21 protein-coding genes are annotated in these 24,128 nt (G+C 69.7%); 9 read left to right on the top strand and 12 right to left on the bottom strand.

Features of this window, described 5'->3' with window-relative positions:
* Positions 1 to 6 precede the first annotated feature (6 nt).
* Genes VZL07_RS11765 through VZL07_RS11750 form a run of 4 tightly spaced genes read left to right on the top strand, consistent with a single transcriptional unit; the run spans position 7 to position 6,051 of the window.
* Positions 7 to 1,155: an acyl-CoA dehydrogenase family protein gene (locus VZL07_RS11765; RefSeq protein WP_426755596.1), complete on the top strand. Its 1,149-nt coding sequence runs from the start codon at positions 7 to 9 to the stop codon at positions 1,153 to 1,155.
* Positions 1,156 to 1,186: 31 nt separating this feature from the next.
* Positions 1,187 to 2,398 (top strand): acetyl-CoA C-acetyltransferase, encoded by a 1,212-nt coding sequence (locus VZL07_RS11760; protein WP_426755595.1) that lies wholly within the window; start codon positions 1,187 to 1,189, stop codon positions 2,396 to 2,398.
* Between the two features lie 40 nt (positions 2,399 to 2,438).
* Positions 2,439 to 4,616 (top strand): 3-hydroxyacyl-CoA dehydrogenase NAD-binding domain-containing protein, encoded by a 2,178-nt coding sequence (locus VZL07_RS11755; protein WP_426755594.1) that lies wholly within the window; start codon positions 2,439 to 2,441, stop codon positions 4,614 to 4,616.
* Between the two features lie 28 nt (positions 4,617 to 4,644).
* The gene (locus tag VZL07_RS11750) at positions 4,645 to 6,051 is read left to right on the top strand and encodes an aldehyde dehydrogenase family protein (RefSeq protein WP_426755593.1); all 1,407 of its coding nucleotides are present in this window, start codon (positions 4,645 to 4,647) and stop codon (positions 6,049 to 6,051) included.
* Positions 6,052 to 6,103: 52 nt separating this feature from the next.
* Here the strand turns inward: VZL07_RS11750 and roxA are convergent, their stop codons facing one another.
* Both roxA and VZL07_RS11740 read right to left on the bottom strand, forming a co-directional pair.
* Entirely contained in the window at positions 6,104 to 8,083 is a 1,980-nt protein-coding gene (roxA, locus tag VZL07_RS11745) for a rubber dioxygenase RoxA (protein ID WP_426755592.1), read from the bottom strand.
* 233 nt (positions 8,084 to 8,316) lie between these two features.
* Complete coding sequence (locus VZL07_RS11740; protein ID WP_426755591.1) at positions 8,317 to 9,519, bottom strand: DUF1624 domain-containing protein; 1,203 nt, start codon at positions 9,517 to 9,519, stop codon at positions 8,317 to 8,319.
* Positions 9,520 to 9,827: 308 nt separating this feature from the next.
* On the opposite strand from VZL07_RS11740, the gene VZL07_RS11735 reads away from it, so the two are divergent.
* Positions 9,828 to 11,228 carry an amidase gene (locus VZL07_RS11735; RefSeq protein WP_426755590.1) on the top strand — a complete coding sequence of 467 codons (1,401 nt, stop codon included), beginning with the start codon at positions 9,828 to 9,830 and terminating at the stop codon, positions 11,226 to 11,228.
* On the opposite strand, the gene VZL07_RS11730 is transcribed toward VZL07_RS11735, so the two are convergent.
* Entirely contained in the window at positions 11,162 to 11,665 is a 504-nt protein-coding gene (locus VZL07_RS11730; RefSeq protein ID WP_426755589.1) for a helix-turn-helix domain-containing protein, read from the bottom strand. The two genes, VZL07_RS11735 and VZL07_RS11730, sit on opposite strands and share 67 nt — an antisense overlap.
* A 75-nt stretch (positions 11,666 to 11,740) precedes the next feature.
* On the opposite strand from VZL07_RS11730, the gene VZL07_RS11725 reads away from it, so the two are divergent.
* Complete coding sequence (locus VZL07_RS11725) at positions 11,741 to 12,601, top strand: class I SAM-dependent methyltransferase (protein WP_426755588.1); 861 nt, start codon at positions 11,741 to 11,743, stop codon at positions 12,599 to 12,601.
* Positions 12,602 to 12,760: 159 nt separating this feature from the next.
* Here the strand turns inward: VZL07_RS11725 and VZL07_RS11720 are convergent, their stop codons facing one another.
* Entirely contained in the window at positions 12,761 to 13,633 is an 873-nt protein-coding gene (locus tag VZL07_RS11720) for an aldo/keto reductase family oxidoreductase (protein ID WP_426755587.1), read from the bottom strand.
* Positions 13,634 to 13,737: 104 nt separating this feature from the next.
* On the opposite strand from VZL07_RS11720, the gene VZL07_RS11715 reads away from it, so the two are divergent.
* The gene (locus tag VZL07_RS11715; RefSeq protein WP_426755586.1) at positions 13,738 to 14,670 is read left to right on the top strand and encodes a LysR family transcriptional regulator; all 933 of its coding nucleotides are present in this window, start codon (positions 13,738 to 13,740) and stop codon (positions 14,668 to 14,670) included.
* Between the two features lie 75 nt (positions 14,671 to 14,745).
* Here VZL07_RS11715 and VZL07_RS11710 read toward each other — a convergent pair whose 3' ends face one another.
* The 6 genes from VZL07_RS11710 to VZL07_RS11685 form a co-directional block, all read right to left on the bottom strand.
* Positions 14,746 to 16,104: a hypothetical protein gene (locus tag VZL07_RS11710; protein WP_426755585.1), complete on the bottom strand. Its 1,359-nt coding sequence runs from the start codon at positions 16,102 to 16,104 to the stop codon at positions 14,746 to 14,748.
* A gap of 283 nt (positions 16,105 to 16,387) precedes the next feature.
* On the bottom strand, positions 16,388 to 17,005 hold the full coding sequence (locus tag VZL07_RS11705) for a hypothetical protein (RefSeq protein WP_426755584.1): 618 nt from the start codon (positions 17,003 to 17,005) through the stop codon (positions 16,388 to 16,390).
* Between the two features lie 23 nt (positions 17,006 to 17,028).
* The gene (locus tag VZL07_RS11700) at positions 17,029 to 17,592 is read right to left on the bottom strand and encodes a response regulator transcription factor (protein WP_426755583.1); all 564 of its coding nucleotides are present in this window, start codon (positions 17,590 to 17,592) and stop codon (positions 17,029 to 17,031) included.
* 106 nt (positions 17,593 to 17,698) lie between these two features.
* Positions 17,699 to 19,027 carry an ATP-binding protein gene (locus VZL07_RS11695; protein WP_426755582.1) on the bottom strand — a complete coding sequence of 443 codons (1,329 nt, stop codon included), beginning with the start codon at positions 19,025 to 19,027 and terminating at the stop codon, positions 17,699 to 17,701.
* Positions 19,024 to 19,791: a hypothetical protein gene (locus tag VZL07_RS11690; RefSeq protein ID WP_426755581.1), complete on the bottom strand. Its 768-nt coding sequence runs from the start codon at positions 19,789 to 19,791 to the stop codon at positions 19,024 to 19,026. Before VZL07_RS11690 ends, VZL07_RS11695 begins: the two co-directional genes overlap by 4 nt.
* Before the next feature lie 3 nt (positions 19,792 to 19,794).
* Entirely contained in the window at positions 19,795 to 20,691 is an 897-nt protein-coding gene (locus VZL07_RS11685) for a transporter (protein ID WP_426755580.1), read from the bottom strand.
* 209 nt (positions 20,692 to 20,900) lie between these two features.
* Here VZL07_RS11685 and VZL07_RS11680 point away from each other — a divergent pair, with 209 nt between their 5' ends.
* Positions 20,901 to 21,338 (top strand): DoxX family protein, encoded by a 438-nt coding sequence (locus VZL07_RS11680; RefSeq protein WP_426755579.1) that lies wholly within the window; start codon positions 20,901 to 20,903, stop codon positions 21,336 to 21,338.
* A gap of 3 nt (positions 21,339 to 21,341) precedes the next feature.
* On the opposite strand, the gene VZL07_RS11675 is transcribed toward VZL07_RS11680, so the two are convergent.
* Together VZL07_RS11675 and VZL07_RS11670 are read right to left on the bottom strand one after the other, a co-directional pair.
* Positions 21,342 to 21,653: a hypothetical protein gene (locus VZL07_RS11675; protein WP_426755578.1), complete on the bottom strand. Its 312-nt coding sequence runs from the start codon at positions 21,651 to 21,653 to the stop codon at positions 21,342 to 21,344.
* A 37-nt stretch (positions 21,654 to 21,690) separates the two neighbouring features.
* The gene (locus VZL07_RS11670) at positions 21,691 to 22,593 is read right to left on the bottom strand and encodes a metallophosphoesterase (RefSeq protein WP_426755577.1); all 903 of its coding nucleotides are present in this window, start codon (positions 22,591 to 22,593) and stop codon (positions 21,691 to 21,693) included.
* A gap of 353 nt (positions 22,594 to 22,946) precedes the next feature.
* On the opposite strand from VZL07_RS11670, the gene VZL07_RS11665 reads away from it, so the two are divergent.
* Complete coding sequence (locus VZL07_RS11665) at positions 22,947 to 24,107, top strand: ATP-binding protein (protein ID WP_426757284.1); 1,161 nt, start codon at positions 22,947 to 22,949, stop codon at positions 24,105 to 24,107.
* Positions 24,108 to 24,128: the final 21 nt, after the last annotated feature.

The following is a 24,128-nucleotide window of genomic DNA, read 5'->3' as shown; positions in this document are numbered from 1 at the left end:
GCGGACATGAAGGCAACACCTCGATGGGGCTCGGAGGAGCTCGAGCAGGTGCGGGCGCTCGCGGCCAGCTACTTCACCAAGGAGGTCCTCCCCAACGTGCCCAAGCACGTGGCCCAGGGGTATCCGGACAAGGCGCTGTACCGCCGCGCGGGCGAGCTGGGCCTCTTGTGCATGTCCATCCCGGAGGCCTATGGCGGCGGGGGCGGCACCTTCGCGCACGAGGCCGTCCTCATCGAGGAGCAGGTGCGCGCGGGCGACCCGTCCATGGGCTTCGCGGTGCACTGCACCATCGTCGCGCACTACCTGCTGGCCTACGCCTCCGAGGCCCAGAAGAAGAGGTGGCTGCCCAAGCTCGCGAGCGGCGAGTGGGTGGGGGCCATCGCCATGACGGAGCCGGGGACGGGCTCGGACCTCCAGGCCATCTCCACCCGCGCGGTGCGTGAGGGTGACTTCTACCGGGTGAGCGGCTCGAAGACGTTCATCTCCAACGGCCGCGTGTGTGACTTCCTCATCATCGCCGTGCGGACGGGCGAGGCGAAGGGGCACGCGGGCATCTCCCTGCTGTGCGCGGAGGTCTCCGACACGACGCCCGGCTTCGAGCGGGGGCGCATCCTCGACAAGCTGGGCGGCAAGGGCCAGGACACGACGGAGCTCTTCTTCGACGACCTGAGGGTCCCCGCCAGCAACCTCCTGGGCGGCGAGGAGGGGAAGGGCTTCATCCAGTTGATGCAGCAGCTCCCCCAGGAGCGGCTGAGCACCGCCATCATCGCCATGGCCAGCCTGGAGCGGGCCATGGACGTGACGGTCGAATACACCAAGCAGCGTCAGGTGTTCGGAAAGCCGCTCTTCGCCCTCCAGAACACTCGCTTCGAGCTGGCGGAAGTGGCGACGCTGCGCCGGGTCTGCCGCACCTTCATCGACGACTGCATCGTGTCGCACCTGGAGGGTGGGTTGGATGTGACAACGGCGGCCATGGCCAAGTACTGGGTGACGGACCAGGCGTGCATTGTCGCCGACCGTTGCTTGCAGTTGTTCGGAGGGTACGGCTACATGAAGGAGTACCCCATCGCCCACCTCTTCGCGGACACGCGTGTGCTGCGAATCCTTGCCGGTGCGAACGAGGTCATGAAAGAGCTCGTCGCCCGTTCCCTGTAGACCCCCATCCCCGTACCCAAGGAGGCTCTGCGTGAGCCAGGAAGCATTCATCTTCGACGCCGTCCGGACCCCTCGCGGCAAGGGCAAGAAGGGCTCGCTGCATGGCACCAAGCCCATCTCGCTGCTCACCGGGCTGGTGGACGCGCTCAAGAAGCGCCACCCCAACCTGGACCCCCAGCGCATCGACGACGTGGTGCTCGGCGTCGTCTCGCCGGTGGGGGACCAGGGCGCGGACATCGCCCGGACGCTGGTGCTGGCCGCGGGGCTGCCGGAGACGGTGGGCGGCGTGCAGCTCAACCGCTTCTGCGCCTCCGGCCTGACGGCGGTGAACATGGCCGCCCAGCAGGTGCGCTCGGGCTGGGAGCACCTGGTCATCGCGGGCGGCGTGGAGAGCATGTCGCGCGTGCCCATGGGCTCGGACGGTGGCGCGTGGGCCATGGACCCGGCCACCAACTTCGACACCTACTTCGTCCCGCAGGGCATCTCCGCGGACCTCATCGCCACCATCGAGGGCTTCACCCGCGAGGACGTGGACCGCTACGCGGAGCGCTCGCAGCAGCTCGCGGCGAAGGCGTGGGCCGGCGGGTACTTCAAGAACTCCGTCATCCCGGTGGTGGACCAGAACGGCCTCACCGTGCTGGACCATGACGAGCTCATGCGCCCGGACTCCACCGTGGCGTCGCTGGGCAAGCTCAACCCGTCCTTCGCCGTCATGGGCGAGGCCGGCGGCTTCGACGCGGTGGCGCTGCAGAAGTATCACTTCGTGGAGCGCATCGAGCACGTCCACACGCCGGGCAACTCGTCGGGCATCGTGGATGGCGCGGCGCTGGTGCTCATCGGCTCGGAGCAGGTGGGCAAGTCGCTGGGGCTCACGCCGCGCGCCCGCATCGCCGCCGTGGCCACGTCCGGCTCGGACCCGACCATCATGCTCACCGGCCCGATTCCGGCCACCCAGAAGCTGCTGGCGATGGCCGGCCTGTCGGTGAAGGACATCGACCTGTTCGAGCTCAACGAGGCCTTCGCCTCGGTGGTGCTCAAGTACCAGAAGGACCTCGGCATCCCGGAGGAGAAGCTCAACGTCAACGGCGGCGCCATCGCCATGGGGCACCCGCTGGGCGCCACCGGCGCGATGATTCTGGGGACGATGGTGGACGAGCTGGAGCGCCGCAAGGCGCGCCGCGCGGTCATCACCCTGTGCGTCGGCGGTGGCATGGGCGTGGCCACCCTCATCGAGCGCGTCTGAACTTCTCTTCCCATACTTCGACAGGATTCGAGCGAACCCCATGAGCGAGCAGAACACCATCCGCTGGGAAAAAGACGCCGACGGCATCGTGGTCTTGACGATGGATGACCCGAGCCAGTCCGCGAACACCATGAACGCCGCGTACCTGAAGTCCATGCGCGCGACGGTGGACCGGCTGGTCCAGGAGAAGGACAGCATCGCGGGCGTCATCCTCACCTCCGCGAAGAAGACCTTCTTCGCCGGCGGTGACCTGAAGGACCTGCTGAAGGTCAAGAAGGAGGACGCGAAGCAGGCCTTCGAGCTGGGGCAGGAAATCAAGGCGCAGCTGCGGGCGCTGGAGACGCTGGGCAAGCCCGTGGTCGCGGCCATCAACGGCGCGGCGCTGGGCGGCGGGCTGGAGATTGCGCTCGCGTGCCACCACCGCATCGTGGCCGACGTGAAGGGCGCCCAGGTGGGCCTGCCGGAGGTCACCCTGGGCCTGCTGCCCGGCGGCGGCGGCGTGGTGCGCACGGTGCGCATGCTGGGCATCGTGGACGCGCTGATGAAGGTGCTGCTCCAGGGCCAGCGCTACCGTCCGCAGGAGGCGAAGGAGGTCGGCCTGGTCCACGAGGTGGTGGACTCCGTGGAGGCGCTCCTGCCCGCGGCCAAGGCGTGGGTGAAGGCCCACCCCACCGCGCAGCAGCCGTGGGACCAGAAGGGCTACAAGATTCCGGGCGGCACGCCGTCGAACCCCGGCTTCGCGGCGAACCTGCCGGCCTTCCCGGCCAACCTGCGCAAGCAGCTCAAGGGCGCGAACATGCCCGCGCCCCGCGCCATCATGGCGGTGGCCGTGGAGAGCACCCAGGTGGATGTGGAGACCGCGTTCACCATCGAGTCGCGCTACTTCACCGAGCTCGTCACCGGCCAGGTCGCGAAGAACATGATTCAGGCGTTCTTCTTCGACATGCAGCACATCAACTCCGGCGGCGGCCGGCCCAAGGGCTTCCCGCAGTACACGGCGAAGAAGGTGGGCGTGCTGGGCGCGGGGATGATGGGCGCGGGCATCGCCTACGTGTGCGCCAAGGCCGGCATCGACGTGGTGCTCAAGGACGTGAGCCTGGCCGCGGCGGAGAAGGGCAAGCAGTACTCCGTCAAGCTGGTGGAGAAGGCCATCCAGAAGGGCAAGTCCACGAAGGAGAAGGGCGACGCGCTGCTCGCGCGAATCACCCCCACCGCGGACGCCGCCGCGCTGAAGGGGTGTGACGTCGTCATCGAGGCCGTCTTCGAGGACGTGAAGCTCAAGCACCAGGTGTTCCAGGAGGTGCAGGACGTGGTGGCCCCGGACGCGCTGCTCGCGTCCAACACCTCCACGCTGCCCATCACCCTGCTGGCGGAGGGCGTGAAGCGCACGGACGACTTCGTGGGCATGCACTTCTTCTCGCCCGTGGACAAGATGCCGCTGCTGGAGCTCATCGCCGGGAAGAAGACGAGCGACGCGGCGCTGGCGAAGGCCATCGACATCGCGGTGCAGATTGGGAAGACGCCCATCGTCGTCAACGACAGCCGGGGCTTCTTCACCAGCCGCGTCATCGGCACCTTCCTCAACGAGGCCATCGCCATGGTGGGCGAGGGCATCGCGCCGGCCTCCATCGAGCAGGCGGGCCTCCAGGCGGGCTACCCCGCGGCGCCGCTCCAGCTGATGGACGAGCTCACCCTGACGCTGCCCCGGAAGATTCGCCTGGAGACGAAGGCGGCCGCCCTGGCGGAGGGCAAGCCCTGGCCGGAGCACGGCAGCTACGCCGTGGTCGACGCCATGATTGACCAGCACGAGCGCAAGGGGCGCTCCACGGGCGGCGGCTTCTACGACTACGTGGACGGCAAGCGCACGGGGCTGTGGGCCGGCCTGGCGAAGCACTTCACCAAGCCCGGCTACAGCATCCCCTTCGAGGACATGAAGGACCGCATGCTGTTCGCCGAGGCCATCGACACGGTGCGGTGCTTCGACGAGGGCGTGCTGCGCTCGGCGGCGGACGCGAACATCGGCTCCATCCTCGGCATCGGCTTCCCGGCGTGGACGGGCGGCGTGGCGCAGTTCATCAACGGCTACGAGGGCCGCACGGGCACCGGCCTGCGGGGCTTCATCGCCCGTGCGCGCGAGCTCGCGGAGCGCTACGGTCCGCACTTCCAGCCCCCGGCGTCCCTCGTCGAGAAGGCCGAAAAGGGCGAGCTCTTGAAATAGCAACTCCCCACACACAAGGAGAGGTCCGATGACGCAGGGCTCCAGCCGTCTCGCCGCCGTCCCGCCTTCGTTCGATGCGAAGGCGCTCGTCGAGAAGCAGCGGGCCCGTTTCGAGACCCGCGCCACGCTGCCGCTGGCGTGGCGCCGGGAGCAGTTGCAGGTGCTCGAACGGGTGGCACGCAAGTACGAGGCGGAGATTCTCGCCGCCTTGCAGTCGGACCTCTCCAAGAGCCCCGAGGAGGCCTACCTCACGGAGGTGGGCAGCATCTACGGGGAGCTGAAGGACGCGCTCAAGCACGTGAAGGCGTGGATGGCGCCGCGCAAGGGCTCGGCGCCGCTCGTCATCCAGCCCGCGCGCGTCTGGCAGTACTCGGAGCCGCTGGGGGTGACGCTCATCATCGCCCCCTGGAACTACCCCTATCAGCTGGCCATCGCGCCGCTCATCGGGGCGCTCGCAGCGGGCTGTACCGCGGTGCTGAAGCCCAGCGAGCTGTCCCCGGCGACGTCCAGCGTGCTCGCGCGGATGCTGCGGGAGGCCTTCCCCGAGGACGTCGTCGCCGTGGTGGAGGGCGGGGCGGAGGCGAGCCGGGCCCTGCTCGACGAGCGCTGGGACCTCATCTTCTTCACCGGTGGCCCCCAGGTGGGTCGGGTGGTGGCGGAGGCCGCGGCGAAGCACCTGACGCCCACCGTGCTGGAGCTGGGCGGCAAGAGCCCCTGCATCATCGACCGGAGCGCGGACCTGGAGGTCACCGCGCGCCGCATCGCCTGGGGCAAGTACGTCAATGCCGGGCAGACGTGCATCGCCCCGGACTACGTGCTGATTCCTCCCGAGCTCAAGGGCCGCTTCACCGAGCTGGTCCAGAAGGCCGTCACCGAGTTCTACGGCGCGGACGCGCGGGCGAGCCGGGACTACGGCCGCATCATCAGCACGCGGCACTTCGAGCGCGTCTCGAAGCTGGCGCAGGACGGGACGGTGGCCTTCGGCGGTGAGCGGGACGCGGACAGCCGCTTCTTCGCGCCCACCGTCATCACCGACGCGCCGCTGTCCAGCCCGCTGATGCAGGAGGAAATCTTCGGGCCCCTGCTGCCGCTGGTGGACTGCCCCAGCATCGACGAGGCCATCCGCTTCGTCCGCGCGAGGCCCAAGCCGCTCGCGCTCTACACCTTCGCGAAGGACGCGGCGGTGAACGAGCGCGTCCTCCTGGAGACGTCGAGCGGCGGCGCGGTGGCCAACGACGTGTGCGTCCACTTCGCCGTCAAGGGCCTGCCCTTCGGCGGGGTGGGTGAGTCCGGCATCGGCGGCTACCACGGCCAGGCCAGCTTCGACGCCTTCAGCCACCGCAAGAGCGTGGTGAAGCGGCCCTTCCTGCTCGACATGAAGCTGCGCTACCCGCCCTACACGGGCAAGCTGGACCTCTTCAAGCGCTTCCTGTGACGCGAAGGCCGCGGCCTCCTGGCGTGTTCCCCAGGAGGCCGGCGCCCGGGCTTCAGAGCGTCTTCATGTACTCGATGATGGCCCAGCGCTCGTCGTCGGTGAGCGACTGGTTGAAGTCATGGCCCTCGTTGCCGAGCCCGTAGAGGTGCGAGTTGAAAATCATCCGGGAGCGAATCTGCTTCTGGGTGATGGGCGGCGGCGACTGGTAGGCCAGCGAGTTGTAGTTGGCCACCAGGTTGGCGATGTTGGCGAAGGCGATGTCGATGGTCGCCATGTGCTGGCTGCAGGGGATGAACGGGTCCCTGCTGGGCACGTCGCCACAGGCCAGGCGCGTCACCTTCCAGCCGAGCTTCGCGAAGTCATACGCCTCGTAGCCCATCTCATAGCCCGCGTTGATGCCCAGGTTGTTGGGCTCCGTCTGCTGGCGCTGCCACACCTTCGGCCGGTCCGACGGCTTCAGCACGTCCCACAGCGTGGGCACGCTGCTGTTGTGGAAGTAGGGCGCGGAGGCCCACACGCCGTAGAGCGGTGGCGCGATGTAGCCGAACGGCTCGATCCAGATGTTCGGACCCTCGGGCGAGTAGATGGGGCCCACGCCCCGGTCATACGCGGCGCGGGGCACGCGTCGCAGGGCGCTCATGATGGGGTCGTCATAGAAGGGCCCGTGGTCGGGGTGCATGTCGTTGTAGGCCAGGAAGGACGTGTTCCAGGCCCGGCGCTTGCGCTCGTCCGCCATCAGGTCCTTGCGGGCGGGGTCCGTCCGGATGGTCTCGATGGGCGTGATGACGCCGGCGATGCCCTTGAGGCGCGGGTCGGGCAGGTAGGCGGGGTTGGCCGCGTAGCGCGGGGAGTAGACACCGTGGCAGCTCGCACACGAGCCATTGCCGGGCGTCTTCGGGATGTCGGGGTTGGCGCCGTTCGCCCAGAGGTCGCGCTCGTGGAAGAGGATGGCGCCCTGCTCGGCGAGCGCGGTGTTGATGGGCTTGGGGTAGGTGGGGGGCGATAGCGAGAGGAAGAAGTTGTCGTTGTCCTCGAACTCGGCGGTGAGCGCGCGGCGCTCCGCGGCCGAGCGCCCGATGTTGGCGATGCCGAACGCCATCTCTGAGCGGACGTTGTCCGAGGTGAGCGCGCCGTCCCAGAACTGGCGCGTCTTGAAGGCGCGGTACCACCAGTTGGGCGCGCGGGACATGCCACCGGCGTGCGTCGGGAAGTACTCGAGCAGGCTCGGCACCATCGCCAGGGAGTCCATGTCGAAGAGGGCGGGCAGCAGGTCCACGATGCCAATGGCATCACTCATGCCTCGGCCCACGCTCCAGGGGATGGGCGCGAGCTGGAACACGTTGCCCACGACGGTGGAGCGGAAGAAGTCGGACTGGATGAGGCCCGGGTCGCTGGCGTCCGTGGAGCGTCCCCAGACGAAGGAGGATTCCTGGTCGTTGCCCAGCTTCGAGTCGTGGCAGCCCGAGCAGCTGGAGGCAATCATCCCCGTGAAGCGGCCGTTGGCGTCGCGCTCCTGCACGAGGCCCAGGGGGAGCTGCCCGCTGCCGCCGTTGGTGCGGTTGGGGTCCTCCCACGGCAGCGGATAGGGATTGCGGAACGGCGCCTTCGCGAGCCCGAAGCGGTTGATGATCTGCTCATCGAAGTCCGCGGGGCGGAAGAGGTAACCCCATTGCCGATAGAGGTGGTAGTAGGCCAGCGAGGTCGTGAAGGGCTGGAAGTAGGCGCGGGTCTCGATGTTCACCCGCCCTCGCTGCACGCTCGCCCGGAACTCGCCGCACGTCGTCGGGTTGGGCGGCAGGTTGGAGATGAACGGCGGCGGCGGTGAGTGCAGGTCCACCCAGAACGCGTTGAACTGCACCGCGGTGCCCGGCTTGTTGACGCCCGGGACGACCAGGGTGCGTGCGTCCACGGGCAGCGGGGTGGAGTCAGGCTTCCCCTCACAGGCCGCCGCGAATGGCGAGCGAATGGGCGTCATGTCCAGGAGCGGCAGCGGATCTTCGGCGGCCTGCGCCACTCCCAGGGTCAGGAGCAAGGTACTCGAAAACGCCAGACGACGACTCCAGTGCAGTCGCATGCGCGCGGCCCTCCATGGCTTATTGGCATGATGACAACAAGCTCCTGTTTAGGGCTGGGCGTGAAGGCTCACAATACGCAGCGCGTTAGTTCGCTTCCGTGGCGGGTGCGATGTGGTTGTCTGTCTGGGGAAACCGCAGCGCGTTGATGGATATGAGGCATTGGCCTCGCGGCATGGGGCGCGGTGCGGGCTTACAGGTAGCTCATCCAGGGACTGGAGGAGCGGGCCTTGAGCCTGGCGAAGGCGCGGCAGGCGAACCCCATGGGCACCGTGGCCACGAGCGCCATGAGCCAGAGGGCGCTGATGTTCGGCAGGCTGAACAGGTCGCCCTGGTTCGGTCCAAGGGTGGCCAGCGCGAGCTTGTTCAGCACGTGCAGCAGGTACAGGTGGACGACGTAGAAGAACAGCGGCGCGGCGCCGAACACCGCCAGGGCGGCGCTCAGCCGGTGCGGCGCGAGGTCCAGCAGGGCCAGCAAGGCCGCGCCCACGCCGAGCGTCAGCAGCAGGAAGTCGAGCGACGGCGGGTACTTGGTCAGGTTGACGAACGACATGGCCGTCTCCAGCGCCGTCGCGCCGGGTGACCAGGGGAGGGGCTCTCCGTAGATGTTGAGGAGCCGCAGCGCCACGAAGAGGCCCACCGACAGGGCCGCGGTCAGCAGCAGGCGACGGCGGCGCACCTCTGGAGCGACCTGGGACGCGAACCACGGTCCCGCCGCGAAGCCCAGGGCGATGACCCCTATCCACGGTAGGACGGGGTAGGACGTCTTGAGCTGCGCGCCCCAGGGGAGGGCGATGAAGCCGCGATCATGCAGCAGCGCCCAGAGGGCGTGGCCGGGTTCGCCGGCCGCGAAGTGAACCGGGTCGAGCAGGTTGTGGCCGAAAATCACCGCCAGCGCGAAGGTCAGCAGGGCCGGGCGCGGCAGGTGGAGCAGGGCCGCCAGCACCATCATCGACACGCCAATCGCGCCGATGACCTGGAAGTAATAGGTCCGGGGCAGGAGCGTGAAGGTCCAGGCGAAGTTGATGACCGTCAGCTCGAGCACCAGCAGGAAGAGACCGCGCTTGAACAGGAAGCCGGACGCCGCGCGGCGTCCACCGTGCCGCTGTCCGTAGAGCCACGCCGCCACGCCGGTCAGGATGACGAACACGGGCGCGCACAGGTGCGCCGCCAGCCGCGTGAAGAAGAGGCCGGGGGGCGTGGAGGAGATTTCCACCGGGTCGCTGACCTGGGCGTGCAGGTAGAAGAACTCCCGCACGTGGTCGACCAGCATCAGCACCATGACCAGGCCGCGCAGGGCGTCGATGCCGACGATGCGGCGGCTTCTGGTGCCCGCTGCTTCACGCGAGGCAGTGGCGGTGTGCGCGGAGTGTGGCGTCTGGGCGAGTGAGGTCATCGCGAGCGAGGGGAAAGGCCACCCGCGCGGTGGCCGGTGGGATATGCGTGCGTGCAGGCCCGAGGTCCGTGGCCCTGCTGGCGCCTGCCGAGTCCGCGTTGGATAGCAGGGGGAGTCCTCTCCCGCAGGCGGAAAGGGGCAGGAAGAATCCTCGTTCCCCGACGTGGGCGAGGAATACGTGAATCGTAATTGTATCTGCATCATGATGGCGATTAGTGGGGCTTGGTCCTGAGGGGCGGTTGCTTGCTCCACCTTCTCGCCGTCATCCGTGATGGCGCCTTCGCGGTCCTCCGCACCAGAATGGAGGCATGAAGGAACTGGCGGTCCTGGCGCGGCTGGATGGTGTGGCGCAGGCGGAGTTGTGTGCTCGGGGTGAGGTCCAGGCGAGCGAGCTGTTCGAGGCCTGCCTGGCGCGTATCGACGCGTTGAATCCCCTGTTGCGCGCGGTTGTCACGACGGCTCGCGAGCCCTCGGAGCCAGCGGGCGCGGGCCCGTTCTCCGGCGTGCCCTTCCTGGTGAAGGACTCCACGGAGTGGCCGGGCCTTCGCTGGTCGATGGGCTCGCGGCTGTTCGCGGCCAACGTCGCGCGGCGGCAGACGCCGTACGGAAAGCGGCTCGAAGCAGCCGGGCTCGTCTGCGCCGGCAAGAGCGCCATGTCGGAGCTCGGCCTGCTCTTCAGCACCGAGACGCTGCTCGAGGGCGCGACGCTCAACCCGTGGGACCTGTCCCGCTCCGCGGCGGGCTCGTCGGGTGGAAGCGCGGCGGCGGTGGCGGCCGGGCTCGTTCCCATCGCGCATGCCAATGACGGGGGCGGCTCCATCCGGGTGCCGGCGTCGGCGTGCGGCGTCTTCGGCTTCAAGCCGAGCCGCGGGCGCACCGTGCCCGCGAGCTTCGCCAGGTCCGACTTCGCGGCCATGACGAGCGACCACTGCATCAGCCGCTCGGTGCGGGACAGCGCGCTGTTCCTGTCGCTGACGGAAGACCCCTCTTTCGGGACGCCCGTGGGGTTCGTCCGGGAGCCGGTGCCCCGGAGCCTGCGCATCGCGACCTGGACGCGGACGATGATGGGCACCGAGCCGGAGCCCGAGGTCCGCCGTGCCTCCGAAGACGCCGTGGCGCTGCTCGTCGAGCTGGGGCACGAGGTGGAGCCCATCGCCCCGCCGCGCTTCGACGGTCCGGGGCTGAGCGCCGCCTTCTTCCGCGTCGCGGGGGCGGCCGTCGCGGGCATTGTCGAGCTGATGGACCGGACGCGGGACGAGCCGGTGCAAATCGAGGAGCTGGAGCCCTTCACCTGGGCGCTGGTGGAGGACTTCCTGGCCGCTGGCCCCGAGGCGCTGCCCCAGGCCCGTGCCGCCTTCTCGCAGGCCGTGCGGGCCTACCTCGAGGCCACGCGCGGATATGACGTGGTCCTCACGCCCACGACCTCCGCCGCGTCATGGCCCCTGGGGCGCCTGTCGCCGGTGCTCGGCAGGGAGGTGCTGTTGCAGCGCACGGCCCAGGCGATTGGAGACACGCCGCTCCACAACATCGCCGGGTGCCCGGCCATGTCGGTGCCGCTCCACTTTCCGGAAGGCGGAGTGCCCGTGGGGATGCACTTCGCCGCGGCTCCGGGGGCGGATGCGCTGCTACTGGGCCTTGCCTATCAGCTCGAAGAGGCGCGCCCGTGGAAGGACCGCTGGGCGCCCTTCTCGATTCCAGCGCGCTTCTGAGGGCGCTCGCCTTTGTTCCCGTGCGTCATCGGAGCCCGTCCTCGTTTGGAGGACGCGGCCGCCGCCAGGAGCCGGCGAAACGTGGGGCATTCCATGTGGCTCGGCGCGGGACAGTTCGCGGCGTGCCGCAAGCCGTCGCGCATGGCGCTCAGACGCCGGATGGTGCTGTCGAGCTCCTCTGCCTTCGCGGTGAGCATCTTCCGGTCGATGCGCAGCCGTCCATCCGGCGTGAACATCCGAGCAATCTCATCGAGCGAAAAGCCGGCCTCTCGCCCCAGCGCGATGAGTGTGAGCCGCTCCAGCACCTCCGGTGCGAACAGGCGGCGCAGGCCTCGCCTGCCTGTGGAGGACAGCAGGCCCTTCGCCTCATAGAAGCGCAGCGTCGAGGCAGGAACCCCGGAGCGCCGGGCCACCTCGGTGATGTCCAGGTCTCTCACCTGTTGACCTCAAGTCGACTTGAACTGGCACTGTACGGCCTTCACATCTTGAAGGCATGTGGAAGGAGACTCGCGATGACGGCCGGACACCCACCCCCGGATGGGCAGATAGCGCTCTGGAATGGTCCCGCGGGACACGCCTGGGCCGAGCTTCGGGACATGGTCGAGCGGATGTTCAAGCCGTTCGAGGACCTGCTCGTCGAGGCCGTCCAGACCCGCGGCGCGCGCCAGGTGCTCGATGTGGGCTGTGGGACGGGTAGCACGACGCTCGCCGTGGCGCGGCAGCTCGGCACCCAGGGACACTGCGTCGGCGTCGACGTCTCGGCGCCGATGCTCGCCGTCGCACGGGCCCGGGCCGAGGCGGAGCACGTGGCCGCAAGCTTCATCGAAGCCAGCGCCGAGAGTCACGCCTTCGAGCCGGCCCGCTTCGACATGGTGATTTCGCGCTTCGGCGTCATGTTCTTCGATGACCCCGTCCAGGCCTTCGCGAACCTGAGACGAGCCGCGAAGGAGAACGCCCGGCTGTGCTTCATCGCCTGGCGAAGCCCCTCGGAGAACCCGTTCATGACGACCGCCGAGCGGGCCGCGGCGCCCCTCGTCCCGAACCTCCCCGCCCGCCAGCCGAACGCGCCGGGGCAGTTCGCCTTCGAGGACCGGGGCCGCGTCCAGCGCATCCTGGAGCAGAGCGGCTGGGCGGACATCGACATCCAGCCCATCGAAGTCGCCTGCACCCTGCCCGAGCAGGAGCTGGCCCGGTATGTGACCCGGTTCGGCCTGCTCGGCCGGGTTCTTCAGGAGGTCGACGAACGGACCCGGAGCCACGTCATCGAGACCGTCCTCGCCGCCTTCAAGCCCTTCGTGCACGGCGACGAGGTGCGGTTCACCGCCGCTTGCTGGCGGGCTGAGGCCCGCGCCCCCGCAGCCGGCTCCCGTTGACCTGCAGCTGCTTCGAAAGCCGCGTCGGGTTGAACAAGCACGCGATGGGCTCGCTCGCCGTGACGTTCACGAGCACGCATCGAGGTGGCCGAGAGAGGGCCCCGGCGAAGGACACACCGGAGCAAGGCCGGTCTGGCCTCGCTCGGGGGACGTCGGCCTTCAGGCGTGCTCGGCAATCCCGTTCAGCGTGGCCATGTCCTCGTCGCTCAGGACGATTGAGGCGCTCGCGAGGTTCTCCCTGAGGTGCGCGATGGAGGACGTGCCAGGAATGAGCAGCACGTTGGGCGAGCGGCGCAAGAGCCACGCGAGCGCCACCTGCATCGGCGTAGCCCCGAGCCGGGCGGCAACCGTGTTGAGCGCGCTGGACTGCAGCGGTGAGAACCCGCCGAGCGGGTAGAACGGCACGTACGCGATGCGGAGCGCGGCGAGCTCGTCGATGACGGCGTCATCGCCGCGGTACGCCAGGTTGTACTGGTTCTGCACGCACACGATGTTCGTGAGCTTGCGTCCTTCCGCGATCTGCGCGGCCGTGACGTTGCTCAGGCCGATGTGTCGAATCAGCCCACGCCGCTGGAGTTCGGCGAGCACGGTCAGCGGCGCTTCGATAGAGCCCTCCGCTGGGCCATAGGCGTTGAACATCGCGCGAAAGTTCACGACGTCGAGCACGTCCAGGCCGAGGTTGCGCAGGTTGTCGTGAACCGCGCGCTCGATGTCGGTGGCGGAGAAGGCGGGCTCCCACGACCCCGATGGGCCGCGCACGGCGCCGACCTTCGTGGCGATGACGAGGCCCTCGCGATACGGATGCAGCGCCTCGCGGATGAGCTCGTTCGTGACATGGGGACCGTAGATGTCGCTCGTGTCGATATGGTTGACGCCCAGAGCGATGGCCTCTCGCAGCACGGCGATGGCGGCCTTGCGGTCCCTGGGCGGGCCGAAGACGCCAGGGCCGGCGAGCTGCATGGCGCCGTAGCCCAGACGGCGAACGGTGTGAGCGCCGAGGTGGTAGCTGTCTACGATGTGGGGAGCGGTCATGACGAGGTCCTTTGAGGATTGGCTTCGTCACAAGCCTTACGAGGAGCCCTCTGCGCGGCAACCCACTGCAGTCTGTACGGGCTGTGCGATAATCTGCACAGTCGATGGATGACCTCGCAGACCTCACCGCGTTCTTGACGGTCGCCCGGGAGGGCGGCTTTCGCAGCGCCGCCCGTGCGGCGGGCACAAGCGCGTCGCGCATGGGCGACGCGGTTCGTCGGCTGGAAGCCCGGCTCGGGGTCCGGCTGCTCCATCGCACCACCCGCAGCGTCACACCCACCGACGCGGGAGCGCGCCTGATCGAGCGGGTCACGCCGGCGCTCGGTGAAGTGCGCGCGGCGCTGGACGTGGTCAACGATTTCCGCGACCGGCCCGCGGGTCGTCTGAGGCTCAACGTGCCGACCGCCGCTGCACGGCTCGTCCTCCCTCACATCGTGCCGCCCTTCCTCGCGAAGTACCCCGACATCTGTCTCGAGGTGACCGCCGAGGAGCGTATCGTCGACGTGGTTGCCGAAGGCTTCGACGCTGGCGTCCGCTACGAAGAATGGCTCGAAAAGGACATGGTGGCGGTTCCCATCGGTCCGCGCATCCAGCGGTTCGCCGCAGCCGCGTCACCCGCGTATCTTGCTCGCCGTGGTCGTCCCACACACCCGCATGACCTGCTCGAACATGATTGCCTGCGATGGCGCTTCTCGAACGGGCCACCGCACCCGTGGGAGTTCGAGCGAGACGGCGAGACAATCAAAGTCGACCCGAAGGGCCCGCTGATCGCCGGTTTCGGTGGCACCACGGAGCTCGCCGTGGATGCCGCCGTGGCGGGTACCGGAATCATCTATCTGTTCGAGGATTGGCTGCGTCCCTTCATCGACCGAGGCGCGCTGGTTCCCGTACTCCAATCGTGGTGGCTGAGCTTCTCCGGACCCTTCCTCTACTACCCCAGTCGTCGGTACCTGCCGACGCCGCTGCGTGCCTTCGTGGACTTCGTCAGGTCGGTGCAGTCGACGCAGCCGCGAGCGCGTCGACGTAACGAACGTTGAATTCGCTGGCCTGTCCCCGCTGCCTCGCCGCTGGCAGACGTTGCTCGAGCGGCGGGCAGCATGGCGAAAGTCGAGTCAGAGGCAGTGATGCGCGTACACAGGGCTGCTGCAGATGGCCTGGTAGACCGCGGCGTCACAGGTGTCCTGCCCCGGCACGAGGTTGCACAGGGTGCCGAGGCTGCCGTAGGTGCCGCAGTTGAACTCGATGCGCTCACCGTTGATGTACGTGACGCCCATGGGGTTGATGAGGCTCGTGCCGTTGACGAAGCAGAGGTCCCGCGTGCCCGCGGAGTCCGTCATGTAGACGGGCGTGTTCTGAAGGACGCTGCACTCCACCGTGCAGCTCGTCGGCGGCTCCGGCGGGCGGAAGCCATACATGAAGGTATTGGGCTGTCCGGTGATGGCCGCGAAGGTCCCCGGGGGCGCGCCCGCCGCGCTCAGCGGGCTCCCTGAGCCGTTCCAGTTGCCCTTGCCGAGCGAGTACGTGCCGGCGCCCACGGAGGACAGCGCGGCCAGCGCGGCGAAGTGGTTGCCCGCGGCACCGTAGAAGGTCCGGAAGGCGCGGACCTGGCCCACGGGCAACGCGCCGAGCTGGAAGTCGAGCTGCGCGCCCACGTCCCCCGGCCCCAGGTTGGTGAAGTCACCCGTGCCACCGAAGATGGGGGTGTTGGCGGCCAGCGGGTCGAGCGACGTGAAGTTGTTGTCCACCGAGCCCACCACCCAGGGGCTGCTCGCGGCGCCCGCGATGGTGACGTACTCGGAAAAGGTGTTGGGCAGGATGTCGTAGTCGATGCCGCGCGTGTAACGCAGGTCCGGGATGAACGTCGTGCCGATGTTCTCGATGAGGACATCCACCTGGTACAGCAGGTTCGACACCTGCGAGGGCGTGTAGATGTGCGTCACCCGGAGGGAGTTGCCCACGCGGACCACCGACGTCGCGGTGGTGGTGGAGGACGCGAAGGACTCCACCGTCAGGTTGCTGGAGCTGCCGCAGCCCGCGGAGGAGAAGCCCGTGACGCCCAGGCTGGCGTCGGCCACGCCCCAGCCCTCGCACGGCGTGCCCGGCGCGGCGGCCTCGCCCACGGTGGGCAGATAGCGCAAGCCCACCCAGGTGGTCCCGGACCAGCCGCTGGAGAGAGGGCTCAACGGACAGGGGATGCTCAGGTGGCCTTCGGGCGCCACGCCGAGCTGGACCGTCCCGTTGTCAATCACGCCGGGGCAGCTGGGCGGCGGCGGCGGTGGCAGGTAGTGGGGCGTCTCGACGGGGGCGCGCTCGCCTTCCTTGAGCGCCTTCGCGTTCATGGGGTGAATCCGCGTCCCCGCGTTGGGGACGGTGGCGCTCGCGGGTGTGCTGGCCAGCGCCAGTCCACCCCAGGAGAGCGCACCGAGCAGCGCCGCGTTCGTCAGCCACTGTGAATCCAGGGGGAGTCGCATCCAGGGTCTCCTGTGCCCGGGAACGGGCATGAGGTGCAGGCACGGACCGCTGTGCAGCCGTGATGCCATCCCCTGGTGCACGCGAGCGCGACGCAGCACGACCCCGGAGCGCGGCGGGCGTAGCCCGGCCCGTCACAAGGCGTGGTCATTCCGTGGCGTTCGAAGTCACAGCCCGGCGCATTGCCAGTGCCAGAACCCACGCGAGGCCACGCATGCGGCCACCGGCAGGCGACGCTGTGAGACACCTGCCCGGCGTGTCCGCGCCGGGCCTGAAGGTTCGTGGTTACTGCTGACGGCCCTCGATGGCGGACATGAGCACCGCGGCCGCGATTCCGAGCCGCCGGTCCAGCCGGTGGCTGCTGTCCATGGAGAAGTCCAAATCAATCTTCTGGATGAACGGGTTGAAGCGCTGATTGAAGGAGAGCACCTGGGCGTCGCCCATCGTGCCAGTGAAGGACTGGGGAATGAGGTTGACCAGGAAGCGGCGCACCAGCGCCAGCACCATGCTGTCCTCTTCAATCTTCCCCACCTCCTGGTCATGCGTGTCCAGCACCAGCCACTGGTCACGGAGGATGGAGCGCAGGCCCTTGCGGCGCAGCGCACCCACGCGCTCGCCCGTGGTGGCGTCCGTCACATCGTAGGTCATGCCGAAGTCGAGGATGCCGCGCGCCTTGATGCTGAGCAGCTCCTCGCGCATCTCCTCGTCGCCGTAGATGCGGATGTCCTCCTTCAGCTTGAAGGCCTTCAGCTTCGAGTAGAACGCGAGGTTGCCCGCCTCGTCATAGATGTGGAACGCGTCGCCGAACAGCTTGAAGAACTTGCGGCGAATCATGTAGCGCGTCTGGCCGAAGCGGCCGGGGGCGAGGTGGCTGGGAGCGCGGGTCTGGAGTGCGGTCGACATGGTGCGACCCATAGCAAGAGTTGTTAGCGGGATGGGGGGTACTTCTGGAGCTTGCGCTGGAGCGAGCGCCGGTGGATGCCCAGCTTGCGCGCGGCCTCGGAGATGTTGCCACCGCAGTCCGCCAGCACGCGGTTGATGTGCTCCCATTCGGCGCGGGCGAGCGAGGGGGCCTCGAAGCGCTCGGACGTCGCGACGGAGGGCTCGCCGGAGGCCCGCGCGAAGGCCGCGAGCACGTCGTCCACGTCCGCGGGCTTCGGCAGGTAGTTCACCGCGCCCAGCCGGATGGCATCCACCGTGGTGGCGATGCTGCCGTAGCCCGTGAGGACGATGACGCGCGTGGCGGCATCCACCGCCAGCAAGTCCCTCACCACCTCCAGGCCGCTGCGGCCCGGCATGCGCAGGTCCACCACCGCGTACTCGGGGGACTCGCGCCGGGCAGCCGCCAGCGCCTCGTCGTAGTCCCCGGCGGTGGTGACGTCCCAGCCGCGCTCGCGGAAGGCCCGCGCCAGGCGCTCGCGCAGGGTGGCGTCGTCATCCACCAGCAGCAGGCTGGGGCGGTGCTCGGTGCCCGCGCTCGCGAGGCTCATGGCGCTGCTTCCTCCATCGTTGGCCGAGAGGCTCCTGGTGGCCGCGCGAGGTGGGGGAGGGCTCCGCTAGCCGGCGCGGCCGCGTTCGTGGCGAGGCGCGTGCGACTCATGACGCCAGCTCCGGCGCGGCGCGCGGCTCGCTCATTGGCAGCGAGAGGCTGGCCGTGGTGCCCTGGCCCGGTGACGAGCGCAGCTCCAGCGAGCCGCCCAGCTGTTCCACCAGGGTGCGCGCCAGGAAGAGCCCCAGGCCCATGCCCTCACCCGGTGGCTTGGTGGTGAAGAAGGGCTCGCCAGCGCGCGACAGCACGTCCGCCGGCATCCCCGTGCCCGAGTCCTGGACCTCCAGCAGCGCGCCATCGCCGCGCGCTCGCACGCGCAGCGCCACGGTGCGCGTGGCCTGCGAGGCCTGGAGCGCGTTCTTCAGCAGTCCGCGGAGCACCCGCGCCAGGGCCCGGGGCGGGCCATGGACGTGCCACTCGCGGGCCTCGGCGGGCAGCTCGACCCGCACGCGCTCCGCGCCGTGGAGCTCCGCCAGCATCTCCTCCACCAGTCGGCCCAGGGGCACGGGGTGGAAGGGCTCGCCCGTCGTCTGGCCCGCGTCGGCGGACATCTGCACCAGCACGTCGCGGCAGCGGTCCACCTGCTGGCGGATGAGGCGGAGGTCCTCCCGCACGGACTCGGAGGTGCCCGCGCTGGCCAGCGCGCGCTCCACCTCCTTGGCCACCACGGCGATGGTGGACAGGGGGGTGGACAGCTCGTGCGCGGCGCCCGCGGCCAGCGTCGCCAGCGAAGCCACCTTCTCCCGCCTCGCGTGCAGCGCGCGCGCCTGGGCCAGCTCCTGCTCCCGCGCGCCGAGCGCCCGCGTGACGCGCTGGACGAAGTAGACGATGAAGCCCGCGGCCACGGCGAAGGCCACCCACATGCCGTTGATGTGCAGCCGCATCAGCTCCGCGTGGTCCGGCCGGGACAGCCCCGCCGGTAGCTCCACGTCCTGGAGCACGAACAGCGAGCCGAAGGCCGCCAGCGTGAAGCCGAGCAGGCCCCACGTCCAGCGCGCGGGCAGCAGCACCGTGCCCAGCGCCACGTTCACCAGGTAGAGCGTGGTGAAGGGGTTGTGGGTGCCGCCGCTGAGGGCCAGCAGGCCGGTCAGCACCAGCGTGTCCCACAGCATCAGCTTGCCGATGGTGCCTTCCGTCACCCGCTGCCCGCGGGTCAGCCAGGCCCGCACCGACAGGTTCGTCAGCGCCTCCAGGCCCAGCAATGCGGCCAGCACCGGCACGGGCAGGCCCAGCTCCAGGCCATAGGCCGCCACCGCGATGACGAGCGCCTGGCCCAGCAGCAGGCCCCAGCGCAGACGCAGCAGCCACTCCAGGTTGATGCGGGCCCGGGAGTCGGACTCGGGGAGTGGCGTGGCGGCGACGGGCGGAGGCGTCATGGTCCGGCGGAAGTGGGGGGCACCACCGAGCGGGCCACGTTGCCCACCAGGTCCACGTTGGCGGGCGGCTGCTCGGCGCTGACGCCATCCAGCCACGTATCCCACGTGAGCGCAAAGACGAGCTGCGCGTGGGGCTCGGCCTCCGACAGCGTCACCCACTCCAGGAGCACGTCCACGGAGGCGCGCGTCTGGAAGCTCACCTCGAAGGGCTGGGGCTCGCCCTCCTGGCCGGTGGACAGGGTGCCGCGCAGGTGCAGGCTGCGACCCACCATGTCCACGGGGGCGTCACCCTGGGCGGCGGCGGACAGGCCCTCCGCGTCGTCGCCCGCGGGCTCGAAGTTGAGGCGCGCGTGGCAGTAGCGTCCCGGCGGCGGGTGCAGCGAGCCCAGCGGAATGACGGTGCCGTCCGAGCTGCCCAGGCTCACCACGTGGGCGATGTCCAGCCGCGTGGGGTTGCCCACGGTGTGGTGGGCCCACGCCGTGCCCACCGGTGAGAGCTGGCGCAGGAAGCGCTTCCAGCCGACCTCCGCGCAGGGGAGCAGCTCCACGCTGCCCAGCGTGACGAAGCCGCTGGTGAGGACGGCGTGGACGCCCTGGTCGTTCATGAGCTCGCGCGCGCCGGCCGCGCCCGAGATGGGTCGCGCCCGGCCGGTGGTGAGCGCGAGGTCCAGCGTCATGCCGTCCTCGCGGCTGCCGCCTCCGCAGCCGGCGAGGGACAGGAGGGCGGTGGCGCCCAGGGTGAGGGTCTTCAGGAAGGAGCGCATGGTTCAGAGGTCGTAGGCGACGGACAGCATCGCGATGGGCGTGGGAGCGACGCGGCCACGCAGTTGGTTGAGGAAGGGCACGCGCACGCCCGCCGCGACGACGACGTCCATGCCCGGGCTGAAGAGCACGTCGGGAGAGGCGTAGCCGATGAAGCCGCCCGTGTTCTCCTCGCGCTCTCCGTACGTGTCGGCCGGCGCTTCCAGGCGGCTGTCGAAGCCCAGGCGCAGGGCCCAGCGGGCCGACGGCTGGAACTGCGCGGCGAGCGTGGTGCGCAGGGAGGCGCCCGCGCGGTAGCCCTGGATGCCGCGCGTGGGGAGGAAGCCGGTGGCGCTGACCAGGAAGGACCAGTCGCCGCGGAAGTGCTGGTAGGCGATGCCGGCCAGCGGGTCCACGGAGCCGCTGCCCAGCTGCAGGTCCAATTGCATGGTGCCATTGGGACCGCGCAGCTCGGGGGCGGTGGGGAGCTTCACGCCGCCCAGCACGCTGAACAGGTGGTCCGCGGAGAAGGCCTTGTCCTGGAAGAGGAACACCTTCGCGGTGAGCTCCACGTCGCCAATGCCCCAGCCGCGCTCCCGGGCGAGGCTGACGTCGCGCACCTCGCGGGCCTGCAGGGGCAGGGTGGCGGAGAGGAACAGCCAGGGCAGCGGCGCGTAGGCGACCGCCAGGTCCATGCGCGCCTCGCGCAGGCGCAGGGCGTTCACCCCGTCCTCGCCCACCGTGTGGCCCCAGCCCCGCAGGGTGGAGGACAGGCGCAGGCGGCCCTCGAAGGGCTGCTCGGTGCCCATGGACATCAGGGTGGGGTCGCCACAGGCGCAGGTGGCGCACGCCCAGGCGCTCGAGGTGGGGACGAGCAGGAGGGCGCTGGACAGCAGGAGGCTGACGGTCAGTGTTTTCTTCACGGCCCGGGCACCATACGTGCTGCCCGGAGGGCCCGCGTGTGGCGTGTTGTCGCAGCACGCCAGGCCCGGAGCGGGCCGGACAGTGCCTTGTCGACGGGGGCGGGCAGGCAGGCGAGCGGCCGCTGTCACGCGGGAATTCATGCCCACGTTGAGAATGACTTCATCCTGCCAGCGTTGTGCTCCTGGGAGGAGGGATACAGGGAGGACTCATGGGCGTGCTCGCGCCGATTGGCCGGCTGCTCTTCTCGGCCATCTTCATCACCAGTGGGCTGAACCACTTCTTCCAGCTCGATGCGCTGACGGCGGTGGCTCAGGCGTCCGGCGTCCCGGAGCCGCGCATGGCGGTGCTGGGGTCGGGCGTGGCGCTGGTGGTGGGCGGCCTGTTCGTGCTGCTGGGCGTGTTCGCTCGCCTGGGCGCGGCGGCCATCGCCATCTTCCTGCTGTCCGCCGCCTTCATGGTCCACAGGTTCTGGCTGGTGACGGACCCGGTGCAGGCGCAGGACCAGCTCATCCACTTCATGAAGAACCTCTCCATGGCGGGTGGCGCGCTGTTCATCGTCTACTTCGGGTCCGGCCCCTTCAGCCTGCGGCGCAAGAAGGCGGAGGGACTGGGGAGCGGGCGGCTGGGCGTGCCGCTGCGGCCCTGAGGCTCAGGGCGTGGGCGCGCTGACGGCCGGGGACTCCGCGCTGTCGGGAACCCAGGTGATGAAGGTGGCGGCCTCGGGCACGTTCCGCTTCAGCTTGTCACACGGGACGTGCACGATGGCGTGGTTGTCCATGCTCGACGTCAACAGGAAGCAGCTCTCCGTGCGCGGGTCGATGAGATAGCCATTCCGGTTGTCGATGGCGATGACGGCGAATTTGCCCTCGGTCGGCAACTTGACGTAGTCGACGTGCGCCGGAACACCACAGCCCACGAGCGACAGCAGGAGCACGGCATTGGGGAGCAGGGATTTGCGCATGCGGTCCATGCTATCCGAACTCGCGCGGTGAGTGGGGCTACCCCGCGCTCACAGTGGCCTGGCGCAGCGTGAAGAAGGCCACCTCCGGCTCGCTGCCCCGGCGCAGGTAGGGCCCGCCGAAGCCGAAGCCCAGGCCCCGGTTCACGTACAGCTGGTTGCCATTCACGTGGTAGTGGCCGCGGATGTACGGCTGGCCCGCGCGGCGGAAGAGGGCCTCCGTCAGGCCCCGCACCACGAACTGGCCGCCGTGCGTGTGCCCGGAGAACTGCACCAGCCCCGCGTGCGCCGGCAGCTTCTCCGCCGTGGGCGGCGTGTGCGCCAGCACCAGGCGCGTGCCCGACACCGGCGCCCCACGGAAGGTGGCCTCCACGTCGTCGCGGCCCGTGAGGCCGTCATCGATGCCCAGCACCGTCACCGGCGCGCCCTTCACCTGCACCTGACGGTGCTCGTTCTGGAGCACCGTGTAGCCCAGCCGCTCGAAGGACTCGCGCAGGTAGGGCGCGTTCACCCAGTGGTCATGGTTGCCCAGCACCACGTAGACGGGGCCCTGGAGCCCCGCCAGCAGCTCGCGCACGCGCGGCAGCGGCTTGGGGCTGTGCGTCACGTAGTCGCCCGTGAGGAACACCAGGTCCGGCTTCTCGGCGTTGACCGCCTCCACCGCGCGGCGGATGCGCACCGCCGAGGTCGCCTGCCCCACGTGCACGTCCGACAGCTGCGCGATGCGCAGGCCATCATGCTCGGCGTGCATGTGCTGGAGCATCAGCACGTTCTCCGTGAGGGAGAAATGGTCCCGCCAGCGCAGGCGCCGCTCCGCGCGAAAGGGGTCCTCGCCGCTGCGAGCCACCAGCTCGTTGCGCCCGTCCTCCTGTACTTCCTGCCGGAGGGTGTTGGCCGGGGAGACCAGGGGCGCGGCACGGCGGGCGAAACGTCTCAGGCGCATGCGGTTCGGTATCCTTTCCGTGCCGGGACGGCGTGAAGGCTCGGGTTATTCTAGAGAGCCGGCCAGGGTGGGTTGAAGCAGGTGTCCCTCGCACGCCTGCCCGGTCAGCGGCCGACGCCTGAGGTGCAGGAGAAACCCGCGCGATTTCAGGAAGATTCCGTGGCCGACTCAGGCATCCTTCCAGCATTGGACACACGTCCGGGGGGCGTGCCGTGACGGCTTCAGTTGGGATTGCTACACCGGGGGAGACGATGACCCCCAGGCTCGGGTCCGCCCAGGACACGGGGCCGGACGTGACAACGCCAGATGGTGGAGGAAGCGCGGCGCCTCACCCCCGCGACGACGCGCGGCCGGTGGAACTGGCGGAGCTCATGTCCACGGTGCCGCTGGGCATGGCCGTCATCGACCGCGAGCTGCGCTTCGTCGAGGTCAGCGAGGCCATGGCCGCCATGCACGGCGTGCCGCGCGAGGCCCACCTGGGCCAGCCCATGGCCGAGGTGTTGCGCGCCGAGCCCTCCGTGGCCGACGTGGTGCGCCGCGTCCGCCGCGTGCTGGAGACGGGCGTGGCGCTGGAGGGCGTGGAGATCATCCACCGCGACTCCGGCGCCAGCAGCGAGCGCACCCGCGTCTACCGGGCCAGCTACCACCCGGTGCGCCGGGGCGGCGTCATCGTCGCCGCGTGCATCTACGTGGAGGACATGACGGAGCGCCGCCGCGTGGAGGCCCAGCGCGACGCGGGCGCGGCCCGGGAGCGCTCGGTGCGCGAGCAGGCCCTGCGTGAAACGCAGGAGGCGGTGCGCGCCCGGGACGAGTTCCTCAGCGTGGCGGCCCACGAGCTGCGCACGCCCCTCACCAGCCTGCGGCTGCACCTGCAGCTCCTGCTGCGGCAGGTGGCGGGCTCGCAGGCGGAGCCGCCCGCGGAGCTGGCGCCCCGGGCCCGGGTGCTGGACCGGCAGCTGTCGCGGCTGGCGAGCCTGGTGAACACGCTGCTGGACGTGTCCCGGCTGGCGGCGGGGCGCCTGTCGCTGGAGCCCCGGGAGCTGGACCTGGCGCAGCTGGTGCGGCAGATGGCGGAGGCCTTCTCCGAGGAGTTCAGCCGCGCCGGCAGCACGCTGTCGCTGCACGTGGACGGGCCGGTGATGGGCGAGTGGGACTCGCTGCGCCTGGAGCAGGTGCTGGTGAACCTGCTGTCCAACGCCGTGAAGTACGGCGAGGGCCGGCCGGTGGAGGTGTCGCTGGTGGGCGAGGGCCCCACGGCGGTGCTCGCCGTGAAGGACCACGGCATCGGCATCTCCGAGGACGGCATGGCGCGGCTGTTCGGCAAGTTCGAGCGCGCCGTGTCGGAGCGGCACTACGGCGGGCTGGGCCTGGGGCTCTACATCACCCGGCAGATTGTGGAGGCCATGGGCGGCAGCATCACCGTGCGCTCCGCGCAGGGAAAGGGCTCCACCTTCATCCTCCGGCTGCCCACCCGGCCTCCCGCGCCCAGGAAGGCCGCCGCGGGCACGCGGTAGATGGCGCAAGGCCCCGAGGCG

It is taken from the genome of Pseudomyxococcus flavus, from assembly GCF_050038885.1.
GTDB classification, from domain to species: Bacteria; Myxococcota; Myxococcia; order Myxococcales; family Myxococcaceae; genus Myxococcus; species Myxococcus flavus.
This window is presented reverse-complemented; position numbering and strand designations above follow the sequence as displayed.